Source organism: Beduinella massiliensis, from assembly GCF_900199405.1.
Lineage (GTDB): Bacteria > Bacillota > Clostridia > Christensenellales > Aristaeellaceae > Beduinella > Beduinella massiliensis.
On sequence record NZ_LT963430.1, the window covers coordinates 2,332,772 to 2,358,548 of the forward strand.

General features: G+C 60.7%; 20 protein-coding genes. 8 read left to right on the forward strand and 12 right to left on the reverse strand.

The genetic code is table 11. The annotated features are described in order from the left end of the window. Positions 1–61: 61 nt before the first annotated feature. The 3 genes from thiI to C1725_RS11360 all read right to left on the reverse strand — a co-directional run bounded on the left by thiI (position 62) and on the right by C1725_RS11360 (position 2,980). Positions 62–1,213, reverse strand: coding sequence for a tRNA uracil 4-sulfurtransferase ThiI (gene thiI / locus C1725_RS11350; RefSeq protein WP_102411712.1), 1,152 nt, complete (start codon positions 1,211–1,213; stop codon positions 62–64). A gap of 3 nt (positions 1,214–1,216) precedes the next feature. Continuing rightward, positions 1,217–2,374: an aminotransferase class V-fold PLP-dependent enzyme gene (locus C1725_RS11355; RefSeq protein WP_102411713.1), complete on the reverse strand. Its 1,158-nt coding sequence runs from the start codon at positions 2,372–2,374 to the stop codon at positions 1,217–1,219. Positions 2,375–2,443: 69 nt separating this feature from the next. Then, complete coding sequence (locus C1725_RS11360; protein ID WP_102411714.1) at positions 2,444–2,980, reverse strand: hypothetical protein; 537 nt, start codon at positions 2,978–2,980, stop codon at positions 2,444–2,446. A 192-nt stretch (positions 2,981–3,172) separates the two neighbouring features. Here C1725_RS11360 and C1725_RS11365 point away from each other — a divergent pair, with 192 nt between their 5' ends. Both C1725_RS11365 and C1725_RS11370 read left to right on the forward strand, forming a co-directional pair. Continuing rightward, positions 3,173–5,182 (forward strand): zinc finger Ran-binding domain-containing protein, encoded by a 2,010-nt coding sequence (locus C1725_RS11365; protein ID WP_102411715.1) that lies wholly within the window; start codon positions 3,173–3,175, stop codon positions 5,180–5,182. A gap of 92 nt (positions 5,183–5,274) precedes the next feature. Continuing rightward, positions 5,275–6,108 carry a restriction endonuclease gene (locus C1725_RS11370; protein ID WP_102411716.1) on the forward strand — a complete coding sequence of 278 codons (834 nt, stop codon included), beginning with the start codon at positions 5,275–5,277 and terminating at the stop codon, positions 6,106–6,108. Here C1725_RS11370 and C1725_RS11375 read toward each other — a convergent pair whose 3' ends face one another. Further along, positions 6,109–6,852: a methyltransferase gene (locus C1725_RS11375; RefSeq protein WP_102411717.1), complete on the reverse strand. Its 744-nt coding sequence runs from the start codon at positions 6,850–6,852 to the stop codon at positions 6,109–6,111. A 14-nt stretch (positions 6,853–6,866) separates the two neighbouring features. After that, positions 6,867–10,277, reverse strand: coding sequence for an SH3 domain-containing protein (locus tag C1725_RS11380; RefSeq protein ID WP_102411718.1), 3,411 nt, complete (start codon positions 10,275–10,277; stop codon positions 6,867–6,869). A gap of 290 nt (positions 10,278–10,567) precedes the next feature. Here C1725_RS11380 and C1725_RS11385 point away from each other — a divergent pair, with 290 nt between their 5' ends. Next, positions 10,568–11,665, forward strand: coding sequence for an FAD:protein FMN transferase (locus C1725_RS11385; protein ID WP_102411719.1), 1,098 nt, complete (start codon positions 10,568–10,570; stop codon positions 11,663–11,665). A 90-nt stretch (positions 11,666–11,755) separates the two neighbouring features. Here C1725_RS11385 and C1725_RS11390 read toward each other — a convergent pair whose 3' ends face one another. The 3 genes from C1725_RS11390 to C1725_RS11400 all read right to left on the reverse strand — a co-directional run bounded on the left by C1725_RS11390 (position 11,756) and on the right by C1725_RS11400 (position 15,507). Beyond that, on the reverse strand, positions 11,756–13,240 hold the full coding sequence (locus C1725_RS11390) for a DUF1846 domain-containing protein (protein ID WP_428829584.1): 1,485 nt from the start codon (positions 13,238–13,240) through the stop codon (positions 11,756–11,758). Positions 13,241–13,390: 150 nt separating this feature from the next. Next, positions 13,391–14,050 carry a beta-phosphoglucomutase gene (pgmB, locus tag C1725_RS11395; protein ID WP_102411721.1) on the reverse strand — a complete coding sequence of 220 codons (660 nt, stop codon included), beginning with the start codon at positions 14,048–14,050 and terminating at the stop codon, positions 13,391–13,393. A gap of 83 nt (positions 14,051–14,133) precedes the next feature. After that, positions 14,134–15,507, reverse strand: a complete 1,374-nt coding sequence (locus C1725_RS11400) for an MATE family efflux transporter (RefSeq protein WP_102411722.1) — start codon at positions 15,505–15,507, stop codon at positions 14,134–14,136. A 120-nt stretch (positions 15,508–15,627) separates the two neighbouring features. On the opposite strand from C1725_RS11400, the gene C1725_RS11405 reads away from it, so the two are divergent. The 4 genes from C1725_RS11405 (at position 15,628) to C1725_RS11420 (ending at position 19,148) form a co-directional block, all read left to right on the forward strand. After that, on the forward strand, positions 15,628–16,551 hold the full coding sequence (locus tag C1725_RS11405) for a LysR substrate-binding domain-containing protein (protein ID WP_102411723.1): 924 nt from the start codon (positions 15,628–15,630) through the stop codon (positions 16,549–16,551). 139 nt (positions 16,552–16,690) lie between these two features. After that, entirely contained in the window at positions 16,691–17,422 is a 732-nt protein-coding gene (locus C1725_RS11410; RefSeq protein WP_102411724.1) for an ATP-binding cassette domain-containing protein, read from the forward strand. Continuing rightward, a complete protein-coding gene (locus C1725_RS11415) occupies positions 17,415–18,332 on the forward strand; it encodes a SufD family Fe-S cluster assembly protein (RefSeq protein WP_102411725.1) in 918 nt (305 codons plus the stop codon). The genes C1725_RS11410 and C1725_RS11415 overlap by 8 nt, the downstream gene beginning before the upstream one ends. A gap of 21 nt (positions 18,333–18,353) precedes the next feature. Continuing rightward, complete coding sequence (locus C1725_RS11420; protein WP_102411726.1) at positions 18,354–19,148, forward strand: ZIP family metal transporter; 795 nt, start codon at positions 18,354–18,356, stop codon at positions 19,146–19,148. 54 nt (positions 19,149–19,202) lie between these two features. Here C1725_RS11420 and C1725_RS11425 read toward each other — a convergent pair whose 3' ends face one another. From C1725_RS11425 to C1725_RS11440, 4 genes are all read right to left on the reverse strand, one after another. Next, entirely contained in the window at positions 19,203–21,140 is a 1,938-nt protein-coding gene (locus C1725_RS11425) for an ABC transporter permease subunit (protein ID WP_102411727.1), read from the reverse strand. Between the two features lie 15 nt (positions 21,141–21,155). After that, positions 21,156–22,178 (reverse strand): ATP-binding cassette domain-containing protein, encoded by a 1,023-nt coding sequence (locus C1725_RS11430; protein WP_102411728.1) that lies wholly within the window; start codon positions 22,176–22,178, stop codon positions 21,156–21,158. 132 nt (positions 22,179–22,310) lie between these two features. After that, complete coding sequence (locus tag C1725_RS11435) at positions 22,311–23,513, reverse strand: extracellular solute-binding protein (protein ID WP_102411729.1); 1,203 nt, start codon at positions 23,511–23,513, stop codon at positions 22,311–22,313. Between the two features lie 188 nt (positions 23,514–23,701). Further along, entirely contained in the window at positions 23,702–24,583 is an 882-nt protein-coding gene (locus tag C1725_RS11440; protein WP_102411730.1) for a helix-turn-helix domain-containing protein, read from the reverse strand. 104 nt (positions 24,584–24,687) lie between these two features. On the opposite strand from C1725_RS11440, the gene C1725_RS11445 reads away from it, so the two are divergent. Continuing rightward, the gene (locus tag C1725_RS11445) at positions 24,688–25,773 is read left to right on the forward strand and encodes a Gfo/Idh/MocA family oxidoreductase (RefSeq protein WP_102411731.1); all 1,086 of its coding nucleotides are present in this window, start codon (positions 24,688–24,690) and stop codon (positions 25,771–25,773) included. Positions 25,774–25,777: the final 4 nt, after the last annotated feature.

The window sequence follows — 25,777 nt, forward strand, 5'->3', positions numbered from 1 at the left end:
TCCGTCGGCCCTGCGCAAAAGAGCCGCCCTGCCGTCCGGCAAAGCGGCCCGAATCCAGCGATCATGCACCGACCTCGATCACTTCGACGCCCTCCAGCGCGGATGCGATCAGCGCCTCGCCCGCCAGCGCCTCCTCCGCCTTGCGGATGAGCTCGGCCTTGGGGTGTGTCGTCGGGTGCTTGGGCGTAAAGATGGTGCAGCAATCCTCGTAGGGAAGCGACGAGGTTTCGTACGTTCCAATCTTTTCCGCGCGCTCCACGATCTCGATTTTGTCAAACCCGATGCACGGACGGAACACGGGCATGCCGACCACCTCGTCCGTGCAGCCGAGCGCCTCCATGGTCTGGCTCGCAACCTGTCCGACGCTTTCGCCCGTGATGAGCGCCTGCGCGCCGTCCATGCGCGCCACGCGCTCGGCGATGCGCATCATAAAGCGCCGCATGATCAGCGTCGTATAGTTTTCCGGGCACTTCTGATGGATATCCATCTGAATCTGCGTGAAGGGCACCACGTACAGCCTGATTTTTCCGCAGTATTCGCTCAGGATGCGCGCCAGCTCCACGACCTTTTCCTTGGCGCGCTCGCTCGTGTAGGGGAAGGAATGGTAATGCACGCAGCAGAGCTCCACCCCGCGCTTGGCGATCATGAAGCCCGCGACCGGACTGTCGATGCCGCCGGAGAGCAGAAGGCAGGCGCGGCCGTTCGTGCCCATGGGCATGCCGTTCACCGCGGGAATGCAGCGCACGTACAAATACGCTTTGTCGCGAATTTCCACGCTCAGCACGTGATCGGGCTTATGGACATCCACGCGGAGCTCCGGCAGGTTTTTGAGCACGCACCCGCCCACCTGATGGTTGATCGCGGGCGAATCGAGCGGGTAATGCTTGTCCGATCGGCGCGCATTCACCTTGAACGTGCCTGTAAGCGGCCGCATGAGCTCGACCGCCTCCCGGCAGACCGCCTCGAAATCGTCCTTCTCCATCTCGACGGCCGGGCAGACCGAATGCACGCCGAACACCTTCGTCACGCGGCGAATGCATTCGTCCATATCCTCCGCGTCGGAAACGAAGATCCGGCTGTCCGAAATCCAGACGTTGCCGCCGATCTCCCGCACCGCGTTTTTCACGGCGTTCACCAGCGTGCGCAGAAAATAAGGGCGGTTCTGCCCCTTTAAGTGAACCTCGCCGTAACGGACGAGCAATAATTCTCTCATCGATCAATGCCTCCTAAACAGCTTGAGCTGCGCATGCGCCGCGATGGCCGCATCCGCCGCGCGCTCGATCTCCTGCAGGGTGTTCATGGGCGAAAGGCTGAAGCGAATCGCTCCTTCGGCCTGCGCCGGCGAAAGGCCCATCGCCCGAAGGCCCGTGCTGACCTTCTGCCTGTGGCTGGAACAGGCGGAACCGGTGGACACGTAGATCCCCTGCGCCTCCAGCGCGTGGAGCAGCACTTCACCGCGCACGTCCGGGAACGAAATGTTCAGGATATGCGGCGCAGCGTCCGCTTCGCCCGCAAGCGGGCCATTTACCTGCGCGCCGGGAACGCCGGCGAGGACGCGCTCCATCAGCGTCCGCTTCATATCAAGCAAGTGCGCGAGCGGGGCCTCCAGCCCCATGAACGTCTTCACCGCCGCGCCGAGCCCGGCGATGCCCGGCGTATTGTAGGTGCCGGAGCGCAGGCCGTTTTCCTGACCGCCGCCGAGCATGTGCGGCGCAAGGCGCGTGCCTTTTCGGACGATCAGCGCCCCTACGCCCTTGGGGCCGTGAATTTTATGGCCGCTGAGCGTGTACAGATCCACGCCCAGCCTGCTCATGGAAAACGGGACGCGCAAAAATCCCTGCACGCCGTCCACGTGCAGCCTGGCCTGCGGGCAAAGGCTCGCCATGCATTCGCGGAGCGCGCCGATAGGCTGCACCGCGCCTGTTTCGTTGTTGACCTGCATCACGCTCACCAGCGCCGTGTCCTTCGTCAGCAGCCTTTGGGCGGCCTCGATATCCAGTACGCCGCGCGCCGTCACGGGCAGGACTTCGACGTCGTGCCCCATCCCGCTAACGCGCTCCATGGCTTGAATCACCGCCGGATGCTCCACCGCGCTATACAAAAAGCGCATCGGCCTGCGGCAAAGCTGCGCCGTCCCCAGGATAGCGAGGTTGTCGCCCTCCGTGCCGCCGCTCGTAAACACGACCTCGTCCTCCCGCGCGCCTGCCGCGCGGGCGATACAGGCGCGCACGTCGCGCATCTTCTTTTCCGCCTCCACCGCAGGCTTATAAGCAGCGGAAGCGTTGTAAAAGGACGCGCGCATGGTCTGCGACACCGCCTCGATCACCTCGTCGAACGGGCGGGTCGTCGCGCTGTTGTCCAGATAAACTTCCATGGTTTCCTCCGATGAAAAGCCTCCGGCGGTGCAGCCGGAGGCGTCAGATTGATCGAATCGGCCTGCCTGTCAGCCCTGAAACGCGCCGTGCGCCGCGTACTGCCGGATCAGATCGGCCATTTCCTTGGAGGGTTCGATGACGATAATGCGCTTGCTGCCTTCTTTCACGAAGTAGAAGTAGAACAGGTTGGAATCGCGGTTGAGGAACCAGTTGTCCTTGCGCACGCCCGGCATGCTGACGTAGCGCTGAAAGCTGGGGCCTGCCACCCATCCGCAGGCGTCCACGTTCTTGATACGCATGCTGCCCAGTTCCTTGCGCTTGTTGTTGCCGTACACGCGGGCAAAGTCCATCTCGCCGTTGGTGAACGTGTATTCGTATTCCGTGCGCAGGACGTCCTTCTTAAAAAACAGCATTACCGCGATGCCGCCGGTCGCCAGCATGGTCACGATGGCCATGATGTTAAAATTCAGCACCATGATCGTGCTCTGCAGAAGCATCAGCGCCACCAGGCCGAATACAACGATCAAAATCCACGCCATGACGTAGAGCAGGTCGTTGAGTATGCGGTTGCGGCGTACGACGACCTCTTCTCTAAAATTGTCCATAACCATCCTCCATTGCTTACAGCCATATGTACATAGTATAACACGAAAGAACCGGCTGGGCTAGTATTCTCGCCGACTTTTCGTTGACCGGTTCAAAATTCCCGCAGCGGCAGGATTTTGGCCTCGCGATTGCGAATAGAAGCTATTTACGGTTCTCTTATGCGTATCGAGACAAATGGAGGTTGAACGCCCATGAAATGTCCGTCCTGCGGATATTGGAATAAAGCGGATTTCCCCAGGTGCTTCAAATGCGGGGCGCCGCTGCCGAAAAACACCCTGGAGGATGCCGGAGCGACGCGCGGCTGGGAGCAGGAGCTCCGGGACGCGGTGCCGGAGACGTCCTACGAACGCTATGACGAGGATGAGACCGTAGACGTGCTCAGCGAAGAACCCGAGGACGCCGCGCCAAAGGACGACAACGCGCAGCTCGCCGGGGAAATCGAGCAGCTCAAAGAGCGGCGCGTGCGCGGAGAGGTCTACCTGGAGAAGATGCGCGCGCGCGCCCGCGCGGCACAGGAAAGCCTGCGCACCGCGACGGTCATCCGTCCTCTGCCCGAAGAGGACGCCGAAGAAGAATATTCGCCGGACGACTTGCCGCAGGAGCCGCTGGAGGAAAGGCGCGCGCGCAAGCGACGCGAATACGCGCGCGCGCTTTCGGAGAATCCCCCGCCCCCCGAACCGCCGGCCGGAGACCCCTATGACGAAGCGCCTGGCGACGATTTCATCTTCGACGACACAGACGAAAACGCGCCCGTGTTCTACGACGGCTACGAAAGCCCTGTGGACGAGACGGATCCCGGCGCATACACCGACTATCAGCCTACGCGCAACTACCGCGACACGCATACCTATTCGAGCACCACGCTGCGCACCTACGCCGCTTCGAGCGCGCACAGCAAGCGCCCTCACAGCAAGCGCCGCCTGTGGCCCAAGCTGCTCGTCTGGCTGGCCGCAGCGGTGGCCGTCATCGCCACCAGCTACTTCGGCATTTCCCTTTTCATCAACCTCTCGGGCCTCTCCGCGCCGCAGACGATCGCTTCGCAGGTCACCATCGAAGAAGCGACCGTCAAGGAGCAGCCGGGCCATATCATTACCATCTCCGGCAAGGAGGGCGCGCAGATTTACGTGCGCGAACTGCAGACGTCCTACATCGTCACGGACGGCGTGGCGACCATCGAAATTCCGGATTATTACTGGTACGAGAACACGGAGATCGTCACCAGCGACACGATGGACGTCGAGCTCACGCCCTTCATCAAGTACAGCGACGGCGACCAGGCGGCGCTCTCGCCGATCCAGTACACCATCAGCGTGCCGCTCTCGCCGATTACGCTCGTCCGCCCGGAATCGCCCTACGCGGACGTTTCCACCTCGATCTTTGAAATTCGTCTTCAGGTCGAGAAAGGCAGCCGCGTCGTTATCGATGGCACCAACGTCTCCGACCAGGTCAACAACAACGGCGTCGTCTCCAGCAACGTGCAGGTGCAGCCGACCGGCGAAAACCGCATTCAGGTTTCGGTGCGCAGCAAGTACTGCCGCGAGAACAACATGGAAATCGTCCTCAACCGTCCCCAGCAGGACATCGCGCTCGAGTTCGCCGCGGATACGCTGGTCGAATCCAGCAGCGCCTATGCCCGCATCTACGCAACCACGTTCCCGGGGGCGACGGTGACCATCGAATCTCCCTACAGCGTCCAGAGCGAGGCGGAGCTCACCCTCATCAACAAAGGCGAGCTGGCATTCGTGAAGGGCGGCGACGTCGAAGTGGACGCCAACGGTTCGTTCAACTTCATCGCCTACTTCCCCACGATCGGCGACAACACGATCACGGTGCGCGCGCAATACCCGGGGCGCGCGGACTCCGTGGTCACCCACGTCATGTACTACATGCCCCCGGCGGACGTGTATACGCGCAAGGCGTGGCCGTTCAAGGCCGCGGACTACCAGGACCTCATCAACAACATCAACATGCGCAAGGGCCAGGTCTACGTCTGCAAGGGCACGATCACCCGCATCGTGAGCACGCAGCCGCAGCTCGCAATCATGGATACGGGCACCGACGGCATCGAACAACTGGTCATGCTCGAAAACAGCACCAAGACCCAATGGGAAGTCGGCAAATACTACCGTGTCTACGGCGATGCCTACGGCATGTACAGCAACATGCCGCGCATAACCGCACGATACACCTATACGGATTGACAAAAGGCGCCGCCCGAAGAAGGCAATCTCCGGGCGGCGCCTTTGTATGCCGCGGCCTTTTGCGGGCACACTACCCGCGGAGGGATGGATATATGATCACACCGTTTGAGCAAAAGAGCGCCCTGGCGGGCCTGCTGGACCGCGTCGGCCTGCGCGCGCTTCTCTTTCTTCTGTCTATCCTGTGGTTTTACAGGCTTTGGGGAAATGCGGCCAGCTCCCTCGCCGCGGGCAGCGCGCTGGGCCTGCTTCTTTGCATCACGCTCTCCCTTTGGCAAAAAAAGACCCTGCACCAGCGCGAAAGCGCACTGCGCGTTCGCCTGGGCGGGATGCTCGCGCTCGAGGAAATGACGCTGCTCGGCGAACAGGCGGCGGCCGAATGCGCCGCGCGCTGCCTTCAAAGCGTCTATCCCATTCGTATTGAAAAAAAGACGCCCTTCGGCGTCCTGGCTGTTTTCCACGACGAAACGCTCCTCGTCCGCTGCAAGCGCGCCCACGTGAGCGCACGCGTATCCTGCGGCGACGTGCTGGAAGCACAGCGCGCGCGCATCGGCAGCGGCGCGGCGCGCTGCGTACTGTGTGCGACCTGCTCTTTTGACGCGCAGGCGCTCCGCCTGTGTCAAACCCTGGTCCCTCCCGTGCGCGCCGTAGACGGCGACGCCCTCGCCGCGATGGCGGGGCACCTCTCCCCCGCGACGGACGAACAGCTCGTCGCGCTCGGGCGCAGGCAGCGCCACCCCTTTGCCTGGGAGCAGCTGCGCGCCGTGGTCTTCGAGCCGGAAAAAATCCGGCGCTATTTGCTCTACGGCTTTTTCCTCTACCTTTTCTACATCTTCACCGGCCGGCTGTACGCGTTGATCCCCTCGCTTCTTTGCCTTTGTCTGGCCATCGTCAGCAGGTATCGCCAGTTTCAGTACAGGGCCCTTTGACTACCGGGCTATCCGGTAGATGCGCTCGACCTCCGCGGTCGGTGAGCCGTCCATCTCGCTCATCAGAAGCGGCGGCAGCATGTGCAGCATGGGCCTGCCGTTTTTGATGCATTCCAGCAGCAAAAGCTTGGGGGCTTTGTCGGCCCGCGCGTAGACCAGCCGCATGCGCTTGGGTTCCAGCCTCTGCGCGCGCATACAGTCCGTCAGTTCCAGCATGCGCGGCGCGGGAAAGATCACGCACATGCGCCCGCCGTTGCGCAGCACCTTCGCGGCGCTCTGCGCAATTTCAGGCAGTGTACACGCCGTCTCATGGCGGGCGAGCGCTTTCGTATCTTCGGGATTCAGAAGCCCGGCGCCCGCGCGCCCATAGGGCGGGTTGCAGACGAGCAGATCGGCGCATTCATAGCCGAGCAGCTCCGCAGCTCCCCGAAGATCCGCATGATGTACGCGGATGCGCTCCGTCAGAGCGTTCATCTGAACGCTGCGCGCCGCCATTTCGGCCATGTCCGCCTGGATTTCCAACGCGTCAAACACCGTGCGCTCCGTGCGCGAGGCAATGAGCAGCGGCAGAATCCCCGTGCCCGTGCCGAAATCCACCACGTGTTCGCCTACGCGCGCGGCCGCAAAGTCAGCTAGCAGCACGGCGTCCGTTCCAAAGCAAAACGCACCGGGCTTTTGCAGGATGTGCATGCGCCCAAACTGTAAGTCATCAATCCGTTCTCCAGCTTTCCGCCATTTTTCCATCGTATGTTCCTCGATTACAGGATGTTGAGCAGGCCTTCCAGGCAATAGCCCTCCCGGCCTCCGCCCGTGCGCACGCGCGCCCAGCCGTCCTCCACCCGATAGACGGTGACCACCTCTGCGTCCGACAGCGTGCCCACCGCCGCCGATTCCTCGCTCTTTTCCTCGTAGAGCGGACTTTCCGAACCGTTCAGATCACAGACAGCCGCCCAATAATCCAGGTACAGATCCGTCAAGCGCACGTAGCCGTAAACGCCCTGCGATTCCGCGCGCGCCCACTGAGAGGACGTGTATTCTACGACGCGCACGTCGTCGCCCTGCTCCATCGAGAGCAGCACCGGCGCGTCGTCCCGCGTCTTTTCGCGAAGGGCCGCCCCTTGGCGTGCCTCGCCCGTGTTGATGACGTCGCCGGGCCTCGCCGTCGGCTGCGGTTCCCGGGTCTTTTCAGGGGCGGGCGTCTCTTCGGGTTCCGCGGTTCTTTCCGGCTCAGGCGTGTGGTCCGGCTCTGCCGTCGGTTCTGCCGTTTGTCCCGGTTCTTCCGTCCGTTCCGGGCTCGCCGTCGGCTCGGGCTCTGGCGTCGGAGCGGGCGCTTTCGTGGGCTCAGGCGGCGCGTCTGCGTAGATCGGCACGACGTAGTCCGCGCTGACCCAGCCTTCCACAGAGCCATAGCGCACCTGATACCAACCGGTCCCCTGCCCGACGACCGTCAGGCGTTCACCGTCGTAGAGGCGCGCAACGATCTTCCCGCGCGTGCTGGGGGTGCTGCGCATGTTCAGGCTGCTGGATACTGAAACGACAACCTCGCTGGGCATCCATTCCTCCGGCGATTGCGTAGGCGCCGGGGTGCTCTCCGGTGAATCGGTCTGCTCAGGCGTCTGCACCGGGCGCTCCTCCAGTACCAGGTACTGTGAGGAAACGTAGCCAGTCCATCCTTCGTAACGTACCTGGCTCCATGCAGGGTCGTAGCTTTCCACATGCACGTAGGCCCCATGCGGGATGCGGGTGAGCACGTCCGCCCAGGTTCCGGCCGACGCGCGCAGGTTCAGCTTGCTGCCCGGGCCCGAAAGCGCGATGCGCGCGACCAGCTCGGTGGCCACGGGCGTGTTCGTGGGCTGCGGCGTCTGCTCCGGCGCGGGCGTCGCCTCGGGGTCCGGGGTCGCCTCCGGATTCAGCGGCGCCTCCGGCGTCGGCGTCGTCTGCGGCGCCGGAACATACTCCTCGAAGCGCACGTAGCTGTTGAGCACATAGCCCACAAGCCCTGTGGCGTTTACCCGGCTCCAGGTCTGATAGCGTTCCTCGACCTCCAGCACCATACCGTGCGGCAGCCGTGCGATCACACGGGAATCCAGGGACGGCGTTTCGCGCAGGTTGAGTGTCTGGCTGCTGCTGGACAGCTCCACCACGGCGCGCAGCTCTTTCTGGGGCGCAGGCGTGGGCGTAGGCTCCGGCGTCGCGATGGCGTCGGGGTCGGGCGTGCCCGTCGGTTCCGGCGTTGCCGTCGCCTCCGGAACAGGGGTGGGCGTAGGCTCTGCGGACGAACCGCCGCCCGAAATCTCGATGATCTGCACGTACTGGCGCGATACGTATCCTACGACGCCTTCGCGCGACACGCGCACCCACCCGCTGTAGGAGGTATCCAGCACGTCGAGCATCTCACCGCTGTACACGCGCGCGAGCACGGCCGAAGAGGTATACGGCTCTGCCCGCAGGTTGAGGTATCCGCCGCTGAGCACCACATAGGCCTTGTAGCCGCTGGTCTGTCCTCCCGGTGTCTGTGTGGGCCGCGGCGTCGTTTCGCCAGGCACGGGCGTCTCCTGCGCGGACACAAACGTCAAATAACTCCTGACGACGTAACCCGTCTGCACGCCGTACCGCACGCGGCACCAAGTGCCGTCGTCCTCGAGAACCGCGAGCTGCGTGCCGTGCGGAATGCGCGCGATGACCCCGGAATCCGTGTTCTTCTGCGCGCGCAAATTAAGCACGTCGTAAGCGGAGGAGAGCGAAACCACCGCGGTCGCTATCGTCTCCTCGCCATTGTCCGGGCCGTCGTTTCCGTCGTCCGGGCCGGGCGCTTCCTCAGGCCAGCTGGAACCGCCCAACGCCTGAAGCAGACCCGCGCGCGTAAAATTGATCTTCACGCGGGAGACCCCCGGGTAATAAAACCCGATGATGTCCTCATAGCGCATGCCCTCGCTCGCCATCTGCTGCGCGCCGCGCTGGCTCATGCCGATTCCGTGGCCATAGCGCCTCGCCGTGATGCGGAAGGTGCTGTCCGTCTCGCTGACGCTGACGAGTTCGTTTTGCGTCGTGTTCAGGCTCAGGCTCAGCGCGCTTTCCATCTCGCTGAAGTAATCAAGCGAGACCGTCACGGGCGAGGACAGCCCCTGCACCCGCACGGTGAACTCGACCTTGCGGTACAGGCGCGAGGGATCGGCAAACTTGGGGTCGTAGGCACGAACGTTCACGTATTCCGTGATCGTAACGCCGTCCGTGGACAGTCCCGTCGCGCTCGCCACCTTCTGCTTGACGAGCCTTTCCAGCGTCTGATTGCTCGTCCCCTGCGAGGGCGTCTTGTAAACGGTCACGGAGCGCGTCGGCGACATGCTGTTTTTGAGGTCGTAGGGATCGTCCTTGACGGAGAGATACGGATAGCCGCTCGTCCCCCATGCGTTTTTGATGGATTCCGTCTGTCCGCCGTTGCTGGCGGTGTAGTACGCGCCGATGTAAGCGCCGTTGTACATGGCGACGATGCCCGCCGTCTCCTCGACCGCCTGCTTGCAGGTCGCGTTGCCGCTGGGCGTTCCGCGGTACACCTGATCGCTGGTCGTATCCACCACGTCGTAGGTGGAGCGGTTCTGCGCCATTTTCGCGGCCACATAGGTGCGCGCGGCGACGGCCTGCGCCTTGAGCGCCTCCAGCGGGAAGCCATTGCTCATCTCATAGGGCAGCACGCCGTTCATGTAATCCTCGATATAGACGTGCACGATGGCCTGCACCTTTCCCCCATTGGCGCGAAACTCGATGTCGCCGCCGTAAAGGTTCGCGCTGTTGCGGGCCTGGGCGATGCGCACGCCGTTTTCGCCGCTCGTCTGGTGGCGGCGCAGCTTAAAGCTGGAGCCCATCGAGCGCGCGACGCCGCCCTTGGAAAGCGTCAGCGAGCTGCCCGAACAGCTGACCGTCACCTGATCGCCGCGCGTGAAGGCCTGCGTCGTGTCGCCGTTCACGCTGTAGCTGCCCGCGATGGTCAGATCCAGCGAAGAGAGCGACGAAAGCGAGGAAAGATACACCCGCACCGTGCCGGAGGCCGCCGCGCTGCGCTGCGTCAGCGGCGCGCTTTCCGCCGCGAGCGGAAATGCGGGCATCAACCCCAGCAGCAGCGCCGTGCACAGCGCCAGCCACTTTTCCCGTACCGCTCTTCTTCGTTTCATTTCGACGTTCCTCCTCACGCTTTGTCGTACCCCAATCTAATCGCGCGAATCGCGTTGTTAATCCGCGAAAATTGTAACACAATCTTAATAATTTGTCCATTCTCACTTTGCGCGGTTTTGTTGGTAACATTCGGATAAATCAATGGGACCCTCCTAGGCTTTCCGGTCAAAATTTTGCAGGAGCGGCGCTCTTCTGGCCCCGGACATAGCGCTCCACCCTTTACGTCGAAGCCGCTTATCTGCTATAATGATCGAAGCTTTGGCAATATGAAAACAATGGAGCGAAGCCGATGAAAAAATCGTTATGTCTCATGCTCTGCGCGCTGTTGCTGGCAGCTTCGCTGGGCGGCTGCACGTCCCCCGCCGCCCGACAGCCCGACGCAACCGCCGCGCCCGCGCAGCAAAAGTTCTCCATCCTGTACTTCGATACGTTCGATACGCTCATCCAGTTGACCGGCTACGCCGTGGACGAAGAGACGTTTAACAGCGTCGCCGAGAGCGCGCACAAGAGCTTTCAGCGCCTGCACATGCTCTTCGACGCCTACCACGATTACACGGCGCAGGGGGTCGTCAGCGTCTACACGGTCAATCAACGCGCAGCAAAGGAGCCCGTTCAGATTGACCCCGTGCTCATGGACCTGCTCGTCTTCTGCCGTGACAACCAGCCCGACCTGCACGGCGCGGTCAACGTCGCCATGGGCAGCGTGCTCTCGATTTGGCATGCCTATCGCGAGGCGGGGTTGGACGATCCCACGAGCGCCAGCCTTCCTCCGATGGAGGAACTTCAAGCCGCCGCTGCGCACATCAGCATGGACGACGTGGTGCTCGACACCGAAAACTCCACCGTCTTCTTCAAGGATCCGGAGTTGCAGCTCGATGTCGGCGCGGTCGCCAAGGGCTATGCCACCGAATACGTCGCCCGGCAGCTCGCTGCCTCGGCAATGCCCTCCTTCGTCATCAGCGCAGGAGGAAATGTGCGCGTGGGCGCCGCCCCGGCCGACGGGCGCGCCGCATGGACCATCGGCGTACAAAAGCCGGAGGGGTTCATCCTCTCCAACTCCGAAAACGACATGCTCGCGAAGTTCGCCGTCTCAGACATGTCCATCGTCACGAGCGGCGACTATCAGCGCTACTACACGGTCGAGGGCAGGCGCTATCATCATCTGATCGATCCAAGGACGCTGATGCCCGGCGCCTATTACCGGGCTGTCACGATTCTGACCGCCGATTCCGGCCTTGCGGACCTGCTCTCTACCGCGGCATTTCTTCTTCCCTACGAGGAGAGCCGCGCGCTGATCGAAGGTCTGGATGGCGTCGAGGCGCTCTGGGTTATGCCGGATGAAAGCATCGTCATGACGGTCGGCGCGCAGGCGCTCGCACGTTCTTAACAATCCCTCATACATGGAAAAACCCCCGCACAGCGCAAATTGCCAGGCGCCGTGCGGGGGTTTTTCCAACACAATCGGGTGTAAAACGCGTTACCGGTGATACAGCTTTTTGGTCTCGTACCGTGCCTCGCACGTGAGATTGATCTTGAGCTTGCGGAAGATCGACGCATCCACGCTCGAAAGAATGACGGAAGAATGCGCCTCGCATCCATCGAGCCGTGGCAGGCATTTGAGCGCCGCAGCCGCGCGCTCGTCGCTCGCCGCACTGATGGAAAGGGCGATCAGCACCTCGTCCATGTGCAGCCGCGGGTTGTGGTTGCCGAGGTATTGCACCTTGAGCGCCTGCACCGGCTCGATGACTGCGGCGCTGATGAGGTGCACTGAATCGGGGATGCCCGCCAGCGCCTTGAGCGCGTTGAGCAGCAGCGCCGACGACGCGCCGAGCAGCTCCTTGGTCTTTCCGGTTACGATGCGCCCATCCGGAAGCTGCAGCGCCGCGGCGGGCGCGTCCGTCTTCTTCGCGACGCTCTGCGCAGAGGGCACTACCGCTCTGTCCTTTGCTTCGATATGCTCCTGATTCATCAGCAGCTCGATCTTGTAAACCGCCTCGGCATCGCCCGTTCCCTGGCGCTGCGCGCACAGCGCCTCATAATACCGGCGGATGATCTCCTGACGCGAGGCCTCGCAGACGACCTCGTCGTCCACGATGCAGTTGCCAACCATGTTGACGCCCATGTCCGTGGGCGATTTATAGGGAGATTCGCCGTAAATCTTCTGAAAAATCGCATTCAGAACGGGAAAAATCTCCACATCCCGGTTATAGTTCACCGCGATGCTGTCGTAGGCCTGAAGGTGGAAAGGATCGATCATATTGACGTCGTTGAGATCCGCCGTCGCCGCCTCATAGGCCAGATTGACGGGATGCTTGAGCGGCAGGTTCCAGATCGGGAAGGTCTCAAACTTCGCATAGCCCGCCTTGATTCCGCGCTTGTGCTCATGATAGAGCTGCGAAAGGCAGGTCGCCATCTTGCCGCTTCCAGGTCCCGGCGCCGTGACGACGATCAGGGAGCGCTCCGTCTCAATGTACTCATTTTTGCCATATCCCTGCTCGCTGACGATCACCGGGATGTTGGAAGGGTAACCCTCGATCACGTAATGGCGAAAGACCTTGATGCCCAGCGAGCGCAGCCGTTTGCGGAACGCATCCGCGGCGCTCTGCCCCTTGTACTGCGTAATGACCACGCTGCCCACGTACAATCCGATCTCCCGGAAGGCGTCGATCAGGCGCAGCACGTCCACGTCGTAGGTGATGCCAAGGTCGCCGCGCCGCTTGTTGCTGTCGATCGCCGCCGCGCTGATAGCGATGACGATCTCCGCCTGATCCTTCAGCTTGAGCAGCATGTTCACCTTGCTGTCCGGCTTAAAGCCCGGCAGCACGCGCGCCGCATGGTAATCGTCAAATAGCTTGCCGCCGAATTCCAGATACAGCTTGCCGCCGAATTCCGAGATTCGCCGCCTGATCTGTTCCGACTGCATGGCGATGTACTTGTCGTTGTCAAATCCGATCCTGGACAAACCGATTCCTCCTCTTTGTCCCATAGCCTGCCGCTTCATTCCATTCGACTATTATGCCATATCCGCCCCTTACCGGCAATCCATTTGCGAAAAAATGCGATGGATTTTTCCGCAGCCGCTTCCCCAGCCGAACGTTGCTTTCGCGGCGGTTTAAACCCGCAAGGGTTCCCTGCATACGTCCAGCAGACCGTCAAAGCCGTCCAGCGCATAGGTCGCAAGGCCGCATTTCACCGCGTCGCCCATGGCCGCGCTGTCGAATCCACCGGCAATCGCCGCCTCGATGCCCGCCTTCGCATCCTCAACGACGAGACATTCCGCCGGCGCAAGCGACAAATACTGCGCCGCCTTTAAAAACACCTCCGGGTCCGGCTTGGAGCGGGTGATGTTGTTCCCGTCCGAAACCGCGTCAAAGAAACCCTCCAGCCCGATGCGTGAAAGGATAAACTGTGTATTTCTGGAGGAAGACCCGATCGCGAGCGCAAAGCCGCGCTCCCGAAGGATCGGCAGCGTCTTTCGCACCGCCTCCGGCAGATCCGCAGGCGTCATATCGGAGAGCAGGCGTTTATAGATTTCGTTCTTTTCCGTCGCCAGCTCAACCTTTTGCGCGTCGGTCAGCACGCCGTCATAGCGCTCCAAAATGATTTCAAGGCTTTCCATGCGCGACACGCCGCGCAGCCGGTTGTTGATCGCTTCATCGAAGTAAATGTCCAGCCTGTCGGCGACCGTCTTCCACGCGCGGTAATGGTACTGGTCGGTATAGCAGATCACGCCGTCCAAATCAAAGAGGATGCCCCGATATTGCCTTTCCATAAATACGCCTCCGTCTATTTTGCTCTATTCAGTTTAACAAAAAGCGCGAGGCCTGTACACCCTCGCGCCGAATTTCTTTTTTGTCATTCCAGTTCGCTCGCAAGCGCTTTGCTCTCACGCCGGATGACGCCCGCGTTCTTCCAGCGCCCGCTCATGTAAAACGCGACCGAGCAGGCTGCGGCGACCGTCCAGCCGATCGGCCAGGAGAGCCAGATGCCCGTCGTGTCCTTCATCAGCCCAGCCAGGACGAAGGAAAGCGCCACGCGCAGCACCAGGTCGGTAAACGTGGCGATCATGAAATCCCGCATCGCGCCCGCGCCGCGCAGTACGCCGTCCGCCATGAGCTTGACAGAGATGACGAAGTAAAACGGGGATACGATGCGCAGAAACGTCGCGCCCGTACGCATCGCCAACCCGCCCGGTTCGCCTAGGAAAATGCGCATGACGGATTCGCTCAGGAAGAAGAAGGCGGCGAAGAACGGAACCGCCACTGCAAACGCCATCACGAGTCCGGCCTTTAGCCCGCCGCGTACCCGTTCAAATCTGGCTGCGCCGACATTCTGAGCGGTAAAGCTGGAAAGGCCGTTTGCCAGGGTGGTGAAAGAGGTAATTGTAAACGTGTTGAGCTTGACTGCGGCGGAATACCCTGCGATGACCGCGGAGCCATAGCTGTTCACCAGCCCCTGAATGAAGATATTGCCCACCGAGATGAAGCTCTGCTGCAGGATGCTCGGCACAGCGATACGGCCGACGTCCATCAGCATCTGCGTCGAAAAGCGCGCGGAGGGCCCGTCCGCGTGAATCCGGCGCAGGCGCCCCAGCAGCGTCGCAAACGCCAGCACGCAGGCGGCGCCCTGCGCGAGAAACGTCGCCCACGCGACGCCCGCAACGCCCCAATGAAAGCCCGCGACGAACAGAAGGTCCAGCACGATGTTGCCGATGGAGGATCCGATCAGAAAGTACAGCGGCGTGCGCGAATCGCCAAGCGATTGAAAGATGCCCGTGCAGATGTTGTACAGAAACAGGAAAAGAAAGCCGCCGATGTAAATACGAAGATAGAGCGCGCCGTCTGAAAAGATGTTTTCAGGCGTGTTGATGAGGCGCATGAGCCCCGCGCTCCCGCCCAGGCCCACGACGGTCAGAACAATCGACAGCGCGACCGACGCGATCAAAGTGGTGGAAACGGCGGTCTTCATCCTTCCCAGAAGCCGGGCCCCGTACAGCTGTGAGATGACGACCGAACAGCCGATGTTGCTGCCGACCGCGATTGCCATAAAGATCATCGTGATGGGATAGGAAGCCCCGACGGCTGCGAGCGCGTCCTCGCCCGCAAACTGCCCCGCAATGACGCTGTCCGCAATGTTGTAGAACTGCTGAAAGATGACGCTGATGAACATGGGCAGCGAAAATCGCCAGAGCACGCGCCCCGGATCCCCGACGGTCAAATCCCGCTCCACGAGCTATTCCCCCTTGCAACGCTTTATCGCATGTATTATACTGACGGCGTCATCCATTTGCAAATATCAATTTTTTATATTATTCATTCATTTTTATTGTAGATTGTAAAGGAGGCAAACGTGAACGAGGACTGGAACGCCTATCGAATCTTCGCCGCCGTGGCGGAAACCGGAAATATCACCTATGCAGCCAAGGCCCTGTACCTCTCCCAGCCGACGGTCAGCCGCTGCATGGCGCAGCTGGAGGAAGCACTGGGCTGTCGCCTGTTCGTCCGGACGAAAAAGGGTGTCTCTTTGACGCCGGAAGCCGAGCTGCTCTACGCAGGTGTCGAAAAGGCACGCAGGCATATCGCGGACGCAGAAGAAGCGCTCTATCAGCGTCGCGCGCTTCGCGAGGGAACGCTGCGCATCGGCGCGAGCGAAACGACCCTTCAGCACTACCTGCTTGGGCCGCTCGAACGCTTTCGCAAGGCGTATCCCGGCATACGCCTGAAGATATTAAACGGATTAACCGACGCCGCTCTGCAGGCTCTGCGCGACGGGCTGGTCGATCTGGCGGTCGTCGTCTCCCCAGTCGGAGAAACGGACGGGCTCAGCGTGACGCCGCTTTGCGCCTTTCGGGATATCGCCGTTGCCGGAAGCTCCTTTGCTTCTCTGCGCGGGCGCACCCTGACGCTGAGCGAGATGTGCGCGTATCCGCTGGTCTGTCTGATTCCAGGAACGCACTCACGTCAGTATCTGGATCAGTTCTTTGCGCGTCAGGGGCTGACGCTCGCCCCGGACATCGAGCTTTCCACCGCGGATCTGCTCGTGCCCGTCGTTCGCCGGGGACTCGGCATCGGTTTTGTGCCGCAGGATTTTGCGCGGGAGGCCATCGCGCAGGGAGATCTCTTTGAGCTATCGCTCAAGGAATCTCCGCCTCCCCGCAGTATCTGCGCCATATCCACAGCGGGCCGTCCGCTCTCCTTCGCCGCGGATACGTTCCTCTCCTCCCTGCTCCATGCATCCCTGCCAAATAATTTTGACGAAAATACTCGGAATTAACGTTGCCTCGACGATGGACGTGTGCTATACTGTCCCTGCGTCCTGCATCGGCTGCTGTCGATTCGGACAAGCTGATGTTTGTCCTCCGATTGAACGCTCGGCATGCCGATTGATATACCATCAGAAAGAAGGAACAGATATGCTTCAACTGGAGCGAATTTCCTGGGATCTGCCGGATGGCGGCGGAATCCTCAAAGACATCGATCTCGCCATTCCGGACGGCAAGCTGGTCGTCGTAACGGGGCCGAACGGCGGTGGGAAGACGACGCTTGCCAAGATCATCGCCGGGCTCGAGACGCCCTCTACGGGCAAAATCCGCATGGACGGGGAGGACATCACCCCCCTCGACGTCACGGAGCGCGCGCGCCGCGGCATCGCCTACGCCTTTCAGCAGCCCGTGCGTTTCAAGGGAATCACCGTGCGCATGCTCATCGAGCTCGCGGCCGGCGGCAAACTGACGGAGTCGGGGCTGTGCGACGTCCTCGCGAAGGTCGGCCTATGCGCGCGCGAATACATCGATCGGGAAATCAATGCCAGCCTGTCGGGCGGCGAGATCAAGCGCATTGAAATCGCCAGCGTCCTCGCCCGCGGCGCGAAGGTTTCGATCTTCGACGAACCGGAGGCGGGCATCGATCTGTGGAGTTTTTCCAGCCTCATCAGCGTGTTCAAGGAAATGCGCGGAAAGCTCTCCGGTTCGCTGCTCATCATCTCGCACCAGGAGCGTATACTGGATATCGCGGACGAAATCGTGGTCATCGCGAACGGGAGCGTGCGCACGTCCGGTCCCAGGGAAGAGGTATTGCCTACGCTCCTGCAGGGCGAGGCATTTGCGGGCTGCCCGCGTCAGGTGGAGGTCATGCAACATGAATAAGATTACGGAAATGCTGCTCAGCGTCGTATCCGATTGGAAGGGTTCCTTCAACGGCGCGTTCAATATTCGGGAAGACGGCCAGTGCGCCGGACGCCAGTCCAGCGAGAACATCAAAATCGACTCCAAAAAGGATGCGCCCGGTCTCATCATCCACGTGCTGCCCGGAACGAAAGGGGAAACCGTCTTCATCCCCGCCTGCGTGACGCACGGCGACGTGGACGATCTCGTGTACAACGACTTTTATATCGGCGAGGGAGCGGACGTCGTCATCGTCGCGGGCTGCGGCGTGCACACCGACGATGAGGAGGAAGCGCGCCACAACGGCATCCACCGCTTCTTTCTGGAGCGCGGCGCACACGTCCTGTACAAGGAAAAGCACATCGGTACAGGCACGGGCACGGGCGCTAAACGCATCGATCCCGTGACCGACGCGACGCTCGCGGAGGATGCCAGTCTGGAGATGGACACGATTCAACTCAGCGGCGTTAATTCCACCGTGCGCACCACGCGCGCGAAGCTCGCAGCCCGCGCCCGCCTCATCATTCGGGAGCGCCTGCTCACGGACCATGACGAACAGGCGAAGACCGAATTCGAGGTCACTCTCGACGGCGAGGATTCCGGCGTGGATCTCATCTCCCGCTCCGTCGCCAAGGGGCGTTCCCATCAGGAATACCACTCCGTCATCCGCGGCAACAACCGTTGCTCGGGTCATTCTGAGTGCGACGCCATCCTGGTGGGCGACGGCACGGTCAACGCCGCGCCCGAACTGTGGGCGGCCCACACGGACGCCGCGCTCATTCACGAGGCCGCGATCGGCAAGATCGCAGGCGAACAGATTCTGAAGCTGCGCACCTTGGGTTTGACTGAACAGGAAGCCGAGGAAAAGATCATCGCCGGGTTCCTGAAATAAGCGCGCAAAGGAGGTCCTTTCATGGCAAATTCCCTCTTATGGGCCGCAGGCGGCACCGGCTTTACCTTTCTGATGACGACGCTCGGCGCTTCCCTCGTCTTCTTTTTCCGAAACAAAATCGACGCCGGCATTCAGCGCATCTTTCTGGGGCTCGCCGCGGGCGTCATGATCGCGGCCTCCGTCTGGTCTCTGCTCATTCCTGCCATCGAAGAGGCGGAAGCCGCCGGCGGAATCGGCTGGATTCCTGCGGCGGGCGGATTTCTGATGGGCATCGCCTTTTTGATGCTCATGGACAGCCTGCTCCCCCACCTGCATCCGGGCGCGGACAAGCCGGAAGGCGTCTCCTCCTCCTGGAAGCGCACGACGCTGCTCGTCTTCGCGGTCACGCTGCACAACATCCCCGAGGGGATGGCCGTCGGCCTTTCCTTTGCCCGCGCCGCGCAGCACGGCGGCAGCGTCGCGCTGGGCGCGGGCGCAATCGCGCTCGCCCTTGGCATCGGCATTCAGAACTTCCCGGAGGGGGCGGCAATCTCCCTGCCGCTGCGCCAGGAAGGCCTCTCCGCCACAAAGGCATTTGTATTGGGCAGCCTTTCCGGCATCGTAGAACCGATCTTCGGCATCCTCACCGTGCTCGTCGCGGGCGGCATTCAGCCTTTGATGCCCTGGCTGCTCTCCTTTGCTGCGGGCGCGATGATGTACGTCGTCGTGGAAGAGCTCATCCCGGAGGCGCATCTGGGCGAGCACTCCAACGCCGGAACGCTCGGCGTAATGGCGGGCTTCATCATTATGATGATTCTGGACGTCGCGCTGGGTTAATTTAGTGTCTTCCCTAAAAAATGGCTGACGCAGTTATCTGCATCAGCCATTTTTCTAATCCCCTGCGGGCGAAACCGAAACATCCGTTTTTGGCCTCGGCTTTGACTTTAGTTTTGTAAATCGCCCTTTCAATGAATTCCAGCGTTTTCTTCGCTTCTCGCGTATGTCGAGGCGTTCACCTAGGTCGCGCGCGCCTACGCCGTACACGAGGTACAATATAAGGCCGGAGACCAGCATGATGAAGACCGTCGATGCGCAGCGGCGTCCCGAAGCGTTCACGTTGTAGCCGTACAGCCCCTCATCCGCGCACATGCTCTGAATGACCATCGCGTAGGTGGTGCCGTAGGAGCTGGCGAACGTCGCGGACATGTCGTACTCCGTGAACAGATAATTGAAGTTGAGCGCGAATACCGCCAGGACGCTGGGCAAAATGATCGGCAGCTTAACCTTGAGGAAGGTCGTAAGCCCGCTCGCGCCCAGGTTTCGCGCCGCATCCTCCAGCTCTTCGTCTATCGCGTAGAACGACGCCTTTATCATGCGCAGGGAGAATGGCAGCCTGACCACCGTATAGGCGATGATGATGAGCAGCCGCACGTTGTTCATGTAGTACAGGTTGTTGTTGAACACGTACCAAATTGAGTCGTCGTTGAAGAACGTGCGGTAGGAATAGCAGATCAGGATCGTCGGCAGCAGCCACGGAAACAGCATGCTGTACTCCAGCAGAATGCCCGACTTCTTGTGCTTGAAGATGTAGTTGCAGGCGATCACGACGATCAGGCAGGCCAGCGCCGCCGCGATGACGCTCATCACGAAGCTCGTGCTGATGCCGCTCATCGTCGAGCTGTTGGAAAAGAGGCCTGAGATCGCGCCCTCTCGTGTTCGGTATGTTCCCCGATTCGTCAGATACGAATAATCCTGCGAACCAAAGAAGTTGATCGTCGTCCAGTTGGCGAGATCCAGCTTCTTCATTCGGATCGCGCTGTACGTCTGGAACGAAAAGATGACGATCATCACCACGGGCGTCATGTAGATGATGAAGAGCACGTAGGCATAGATGTGCGCCAGCACGTTGGATACGGGGTTCGTGATCTTCTGCTTGACCAGTTTGGCCTTCGTCTTGGAGACGGAAAGGTAGTGCCCCTTGCGCTCATAGAAGGAAAGGACGGTTAACAGGATGATCGTGAACATCGCCAGAATGATCGAAAGCAGCGCCGCGCGCGCCTGCGGAAAAGCTTCGTCCGCGATAGACGAGCCCGCCAGACGGACGATTTCCGGATTGATGGAGTCATACCCCAGCAGCGTCGGCGCGGACATGGCGCATAGGCCGGTGATGAACGTCATGACCGTCAGCGAAAACATCGTAGGTATCAGCGTCGGGAAGACGACCTTCCACAGCACCTTGAAGGGCTTCGCGCCGAGATTGCGCGCCGCTTCCACCGTGTTATAATCGATGCCGCGGATGGCGTTGCGCAGGAACAGCGCGTGGTTGCTGGTACAGGCGAACGTCATCGTGAAAAGCACCGCGTTAAAGCCGGAGAACCAGTTGGGGTTGAGCCCCGGAAAGGCGTTGACGAGCATCGTCGTGATGATGCCGTCCCGGTCGTAGAGAAACAGATAACCCGTTACCAGCGCGACGCCGCTGTAAATCAGCGTCGTCATATAGCCCAGCCGCAGAATCTTCGCACCCTTGATGTCGAAGTACTCCGTCAGCAGCACGATCGAAACGCCGACGACGTTAACCGTGACCACCAGACACAGCGCCAGTTTAAGGGAATTGAGCACGTACTTGCCCATGTTGCCGGCGAAAAAGAAGCGGATGACCGCAAAGGGATCGGCCTCGCCTGCCGCGTTCTTCGCGTTGAATACCTGCGTCAGCGTGTTCAGGCAGGGAATAAGCATAAAGCCAAAGAAAAGGTAGGCGAAGAACGCGATCCCCAAGACCTTGACGAGAATATCCGTACGAAAGCGCTTTTTCTGTATCGTCTGCTGCATACGTCGCCCTCCCCTCTACGCCTCGGCGGGCGTATAGGCCATGACGTCCGCCGGGTTGATGTTGATGTGGACGGTTTGACCGGGCTCGTAGATGTTCACGCCGTCGTTCTTCTCGATGACCTTGATCGTCTGCCCGCAGGCATGGATGTAATACTTGATGTAAAGGCCGTAATACTCGCGGTTCTCAATCTTGCCTTCTACGACCATCACGCCGTCCTGCGGCGGGGTATTCACGTGCAGGCGCTCCAGGCGTACGTAGTTGTTGTCCTTGATCGAGAGCTTCGCGCCCTTGGCGATCATGCGCCCGACGATCTCCTCCCCCAGCCGGTTGATGTCGCCGATAAAGTTGCAGACGAACTCCGTCGCGGAGTGGTTGTACACCTCGTTGGGCGTACCGATCTGCTCGATAAACCCCTTGTTGAAGACCGCGATGCGGTCAGACAGGGTAAGCGCTTCCTCCTGATCGTGCGTCACGTAAATGGTCGTGATGCCGAACTCCTTCTGCATCGCCTTGAGCTCGTTACGAAGCTGTACGCGCAGTTTGGCGTCCAGATTGGAAAGCGGTTCGTCCATACAGATGATCGCGGGCTCCGTCACCAGGGCGCGCGCGATGGCCACGCGCTGCTGCTGACCGCCCGAGAGCTGCGATACCGCCTTTTTAAGCTGCTCGTCTGAAAGATCGACCTTTTTGGCGATTCCCCGCACCTTTTCATCGATCTCGCCCTTTTTCAGCTTCTTGAGCTTGAGGCCGAACGCGATATTGTCGTACACCGTCATCGTTGGGAACAGCGCGTAGCTTTGAAAGACGATGCCGATGTTTCTCTCTTCGATCGGCACGTGGGTGATATCCCTGTCCTTTACGCAGACCGTACCGTGCACCGGCTCGATGAAGCCCGTGATCGTGCGCAGCGTCGTCGTCTTTCCGCAGCCCGACGGCCCCAGGAAGGTGAAAAACTCGCCTTCCTTCACGTTTACATTGATATCGTGAAGCGCGGTGAAGTCCCCAAACTTCACTTCGATGCCGTTCAACTGAATCATTTTGAACACCTGCTCTCTGATTTCAAATCACTCGCTCCATGCGGGGCGAAACATGGAGGAACATCGTACGGCGAGCCGTAAAACGACTCGCCGCACGAAACCGTTCACTATGCTTTTGTATGATCCTGTCGCTTAGGCAGCGGGCTGCGTCAGCACGGCCCAATCGAGATTTTCCCAATCAGGCTCCGCAGCGGCGCCGTTCGCGTCCGCCCAGTAGAAGCCCAGATTCGTCATGATGTTGGTCCATTCGCTGGAGTGGGCCGCCACGTACTCGGCGTAGTTCATGTCGGTGCCTTCCACCTTCTCCAGCGCGAAGTTCTTCAGGGTGTAGATCGCCGGGACGCCATCCGGGTAGAGCATCTTGGCCGCGTCCTCGTTGCAGGGGTAGGAGTCGAACTCTTCGCCCCACGCAGCCTGCACTTCGGCGGAACCGAACCACTCGGCAAATGCCTTGACGGTCTCGGTCTCTTCATCCGTGCGGCCTTCGCGGTCGAGCACGCCCAGGTACTCGGCGATGTAATAGGTACCGTCCTCAATGTCGACGAGTTCCCAGTTCTCCGGCGTCATCGTGCCCTTGAGGGGATTCTCGGAGCTGTCCGCCGCCGCGTCGATCTTGCCGTAGAGCGAGGAGGAATAGAACGTGGAAACCTGCACGTCGCCGCGGTTCAGCGCGTCAAAGCCGTAGGAGTCGCCCGTGAACATGCCGTTCGCGCAGTAGTTCCACAGGGTCTTCCAACCGTCGATCGAGATGCCGCCCGCCTTGGAGGTCGGATCGACAAACGCATAGAGCATCGCGGAGTTGATGTTGGCGTTCGTGGTGCCGCCGACCTTGCCCTGGCGATACCACTTGTAGCCGCAGTCCACGATGTCGGCCCAGTGCTTGAAGGAGAGCTTCTCGCCCTTGGTGCCCAGGTCGTCCGTGCGGTACAGCATCAGGACGTTCTGAATGACCAGGCCGTAAGCCTTGCCGGGGTAGACGTACGCGCCCACCTGATCCGCCCAGGAGGGCGTCCAATCGATCACGGACAGGTTTTCATACGTGCCGTTGACGACCTGGCTCCAACGCGTCTCGTTGAGGCCGAAGAGGATATCGCCGTCCTTCTTCTCGTTCGCGGCCTGAATGGCGGCCGTGTCGCCCGAGAGGACGGTGTTGTCGTCGATGGAAATGCTGAAGCCCGCCTGCTTGGCTTCGTTGATCAGCCAGGTCGTGCGCTCGGTGGAGTTGGAGTTAGAGTAGATGCGGATGGTATATCCCGAGTCCGCGCCGGCAGAGCCAACGCAAACGAGAGAGAAGACCATCGTCAGGGCCAGAAGGGATGCGATCCATTTCTTCAAGAAAAAACGCCTCCTAAAATGATTGTCAGAATGCCGGCTTCCAGACGATCCGAATACCGACAAGACTTGTGGTTATTATAACGCAAATCTTATCGACTGGCAAGGTGGACTCGTGAAAAAATATCAAATATTTAACAGTGACACGTGGCACCTTGCCCATTCACATCCCAAAGCAGGCGGCTCATGCCCTATTTTCCTTCCAGCGCCAGCCCGCGCCTGTAGCGTCCCGGCGTCATGTGATTCATCTCCTTAAAGCGCGAAATAAAATAACTCGCCGTCGAAAACCCCGTCTGCATCGCGATTTCCGTGGTCGAAAGGTCGGTCGTCAGCAGCAGGAACATAGCCTTCTTGAGGCGCACCTGGGTGAGCGTCTGCGCAAAGCCGCGCTGCGCATACTGCGAAAAGAACCGTGAAAAGGACGTATACGACATGTCGCAGTAGCGTGCGGCGTCGCGCATGGTGATCTCCTGCGCATAGTTGTTTTCGATGAACGTAAATGCACGCTCGAGCAATCGCGCCGCCGTGTCGCTGAGCGCCTCCACCTCGTTCTTTTCGTGCCAGCGGCGCAAAATCCAGACAAAAAGCCGCCCGATGCCTGCGCGCGCCGCGAGCGTATAGCCGTATCGGCGCTGCGCAAATTCCTGATAAATTTCGAGCACCGCCGCGTCCATACCCGCAGAGCGCATTTCCTCGTCCGTAAAGATCTTCTGGTGCGTCGCGCCAAAGCGCAGATACGGTACGAGAGCGCCCAACTCGTAAAGCGGCTGTTCGGCGCTGTAAAGAACCTCCGGCGCAAACTTCAGCACGATATAGGCGTTCTCCCCCGGACCGACCGCCTGCGTATGGTGCGCCTCCATCGGATCGATGAGCGCCATGTCCCCAGGAGACAGCCGAAAGGGCTGCCCGCCGACGCGAAGGCGGAAGGCGCCCTGCGTACAGTACAGGATCTCAAAGCACTCGTGGATGTGCGCCTGCGCCACCGTCGCCCGCCCCGTGCGCCGCTGCAGGTTACAATCGTATAAATACTGCACGCTGTCCGCGGGCTTGCGCGTTTCATGATAGATGCGCATGTGCTCCCTCTTTCGCAAAAAATTGATACTTTCAGCCAAAGTTATTATATCAAAGCCAGCCCGTTTATGCTATCCTATACTCAAAAAAACGGGAGGTTTTTTCCATGTCCAAGAGACTTCGTATCGGCATCATCGGCTGCGGCGGCATCGCCAACGGCAAGCATATGCCCTCCATCAAGGCGGTCGACCGCGCGGATATGGTCGCGTTCTGCGATCTCGTCCCCGAGCGCGCCGAGAAGGCCGCCAAGGAATACGGCACGCCCGACGCCAAGGTTTACACCGATTACAAGGAACTGCTGAAAGACCCGACGATCGATGTCGTACACGTGCTGACCCCCAACCGTTCCCACGCGGAGCTCACCATCGACGCACTTCATGCGGGCAAGCACGTCATGTGCGAAAAACCCATGGCCAAGACGGCGGCCGACGCGCGCCGCATGGTGGAAGCGGCCAAGGAGACCGGCAAAAAGCTCACCATCGGCTATCAGCATCGCCATAAGCCCGAAAGCCGCTTCCTCAAAAGCGTCATCGAGCGCGGCGACCTGGGCGACATCTACTACGCCAAGGCCCTGGCCATCCGCCGCCGCGGCACGCCGAATTGGGGCGTCTTCCTCAACGAGTATGAGCAGGGCGGCGGGCCGCTGATCGACATCGGCACGCACTCCCTCGACCTCACGCTCTACCTCATGAACAACTACAAGCCGCGCATGGTCGTCGGCACCAAGTACAAGAAGGTCGAGCATCCCGAGTGCGGCAACCCCTGGGGCGGCTGGGCGGAAGGCGCCAACACCCTGGAGGACGCAGCGTTCGGCTTTATCGTCATGGAAAACGGCGCCACGATCACCCTGGATGCGACCTGGGCGCTCAATACCATCGAGCCCATCCCGGAAGGCAGCGTACAGCTTTGCGGCTCCAAGGCTGGCGCGCAAATCAAAAACGGCCTTTCCATCAACAAGGCAGAATTTGACCGTCTGATCGAGGTCGTGCCGGACATGGCGGCGGGCGGCGTCGCGTTCTACGACGGCGTGAAGGAAACCCCCGGCATCACCGAGCAGCGCCGTTGGATCGATGCGCTGGAGAACGACACCGATCCCGTCGTGCTGCCGGAGCAGGCCTGCGTCGTCTCTGAAATCCTCGAGGCGATTTATACCTCCGCCCGGACGGGCGAGCCCGTGTATTTTAACAAGTAAGGGA

What these genes read in the sequence shown, in the direction of transcription:
- thiI (WP_102411712.1), bottom strand. Translation starts at nt 1,213, where the DNA reads ATGAGAGAATTATTGCTCGTCCGTTACGGCGAGGTTCACTTAAAGGGG.
- C1725_RS11355 (WP_102411713.1), bottom strand. Translation starts at nt 2,374, where the DNA reads ATGGAAGTTTATCTGGACAACAGCGCGACGACCCGCCCGTTCGACGAG.
- C1725_RS11360 (WP_102411714.1), bottom strand. Translation starts at nt 2,980, where the DNA reads ATGGACAATTTTAGAGAAGAGGTCGTCGTACGCCGCAACCGCATACTC.
- C1725_RS11365 (WP_102411715.1), top strand. Translation starts at nt 3,173, where the DNA reads ATGAAATGTCCGTCCTGCGGATATTGGAATAAAGCGGATTTCCCCAGG.
- C1725_RS11370 (WP_102411716.1), top strand. Translation starts at nt 5,275, where the DNA reads ATGATCACACCGTTTGAGCAAAAGAGCGCCCTGGCGGGCCTGCTGGAC.
- C1725_RS11375 (WP_102411717.1), bottom strand. Translation starts at nt 6,852, where the DNA reads ATGGAAAAATGGCGGAAAGCTGGAGAACGGATTGATGACTTACAGTTT.
- C1725_RS11380 (WP_102411718.1), bottom strand. Translation starts at nt 10,277, where the DNA reads ATGAAACGAAGAAGAGCGGTACGGGAAAAGTGGCTGGCGCTGTGCACG.
- C1725_RS11385 (WP_102411719.1), top strand. Translation starts at nt 10,568, where the DNA reads ATGAAAAAATCGTTATGTCTCATGCTCTGCGCGCTGTTGCTGGCAGCT.
- pgmB (WP_102411721.1), bottom strand. Translation starts at nt 14,050, where the DNA reads ATGGAAAGGCAATATCGGGGCATCCTCTTTGATTTGGACGGCGTGATC.
- C1725_RS11410 (WP_102411724.1), top strand. Translation starts at nt 16,691, where the DNA reads ATGCTTCAACTGGAGCGAATTTCCTGGGATCTGCCGGATGGCGGCGGA.
- C1725_RS11415 (WP_102411725.1), top strand. Translation starts at nt 17,415, where the DNA reads ATGAATAAGATTACGGAAATGCTGCTCAGCGTCGTATCCGATTGGAAG.
- C1725_RS11420 (WP_102411726.1), top strand. Translation starts at nt 18,354, where the DNA reads ATGGCAAATTCCCTCTTATGGGCCGCAGGCGGCACCGGCTTTACCTTT.
- C1725_RS11425 (WP_102411727.1), bottom strand. Translation starts at nt 21,140, where the DNA reads ATGCAGCAGACGATACAGAAAAAGCGCTTTCGTACGGATATTCTCGTC.
- C1725_RS11430 (WP_102411728.1), bottom strand. Translation starts at nt 22,178, where the DNA reads ATGATTCAGTTGAACGGCATCGAAGTGAAGTTTGGGGACTTCACCGCG.
- C1725_RS11440 (WP_102411730.1), bottom strand. Translation starts at nt 24,583, where the DNA reads ATGCGCATCTATCATGAAACGCGCAAGCCCGCGGACAGCGTGCAGTAT.
- C1725_RS11445 (WP_102411731.1), top strand. Translation starts at nt 24,688, where the DNA reads ATGTCCAAGAGACTTCGTATCGGCATCATCGGCTGCGGCGGCATCGCC.